The 1,471-nt window shown below is 65.9% G+C and carries 1 protein-coding gene; it reads right to left on the bottom strand.

What is annotated here, in order from left to right; genetic code table 11:
• Window positions 1-35 precede the first annotated feature (35 nt).
• A complete protein-coding gene (locus NKK47_RS34940; protein ID WP_352579917.1) occupies window positions 36-1,340 on the bottom strand; it encodes an IS4 family transposase in 1,305 nt (434 codons plus the stop codon).
• Between the last annotated feature and the right edge of the window lie 131 nt (window positions 1,341-1,471).

The following is a 1,471-nucleotide window of genomic DNA, read 5'->3' as shown; positions in this document are numbered from 1 at the left end:
GGGCTAGCGTGCGCACACATCTGATTTGGCGGGGATTAGTTTGGATTTGCAAGAGCGAAGCCCTCGGCGATGGCGTGGAAGCGTTTTAGCCCATTGGAGAAGGTGACGGGGCCTGGCGGCCGCTCCTTTGCGTAGCCGTTCCATCCGCCGAGCCGGGCGATGCACCAGGCGGCCCAGGCGAGCGTGTGTTGCGGATGCGGGTTGTTCTGCTTTTGGGTTTTGCCTTCGAGTCTGGCAATCAGCGCCTCCAGCACGGTGATCTCGGCGGGGCTGAAGAGGCGAGCGGCCTTGAAGGTGCGGCCGGCGGCATCGCGCCCGTGCACGAGTTGCATGACCCTGACGGCGACGATCAGCGCGGTCGCGGCCAGCCGTTCGAGTGCCTCACCATCGGCAAGCAGGCTTTCCTCCAGATCGATGGCCTGCGACTTCACGGTTCGGAACAGCTGTTCGACGGTCCAGCGCAACCGGTAGAGATCGACCATGCGGCAAGCGTCGGCGAGCGTTTTGACCGTGTGAGTGGTCAACAGTCGCCAGATCACCGCCTCCTTGGGCGAAGGCGGATCGATCTCGCGCACTTCGACGATGTTGAGCGTGATCTCGCGCGGATCGCGGCGGTCGGCACCAAGGTGCGGCTGGCGCAAGGCGACCTCGGCGAAGCGGACGGCCAGTTGCACCTTGCGCGCCAGTCGGCCGGGACGCGCCTGCAGCTCGAAGGCGATCCGGCCGGCTTCCGGCGTTTTGGCGATCTCGCCGAACAGACGGCCGCCCTGCTCACCCAGAGCCCGGTCGCGCACGGCGCGGATGAGCACATGCGTGCGCTCGTCAGGCAGCCTTGCCAGTACTTCGTAGATGTCGGCCTCGCGGTCGCCGATCACGGTAGCCAGCGGCGTGTCGGTCAGCGCCTGGCGGGCCGCCTTGGCGGTGGCGATCCATTTGTAGCTTTCCTTGGCTTCGATCGGCAGGGCTTGGTAGTCGTGCGCCTTCTGCCCCCGGCGCCGCCAGATCGTGGCAGCCGCAAGCCCCAGCACGGAACCGTCGGCGGCATCCACGGCCAGCGCCGGGTGGACGAACAGCCCGACATCCTTGCCGTTGCCGACACGCCCGAGGCCGCGCTTGCGCGAGGCCTTGGCCTCATAGTTGATCTCGCTGCTGTCCTCGATGATCAGCACATGGCGGCCGGCCGCCGCCTCGCCCGTTCGCGCCGCTGCCGTGCGCACGATCTCCTGCACCGTCACCTGGGGATTGCGAAACAGCCGCGTGAACGCAACTTGTTCCGCGCGCGTATCGGCCAGCCTGCGCAGGCCCACGCTGACGCGCGTGCACATGCGATCCAGCACCATGCTCCCCTTTTTTGCAGGCGCAGGTCGCCGAAGTATCCAAGTAGCGGTGCCATCGTCGAAACCTCCCGAATCAACAATGGCAGCTACAGAATCACACATGATTCCAACCCCGCAAGCCAAACCTGCTACCC

Origin of the sequence: Mesorhizobium sp. M0019 (assembly GCF_040323975.1) — a bacterium.
Lineage (GTDB): Bacteria > Pseudomonadota > Alphaproteobacteria > Rhizobiales > Rhizobiaceae > Mesorhizobium.
This window is presented reverse-complemented; position numbering and strand designations above follow the sequence as displayed.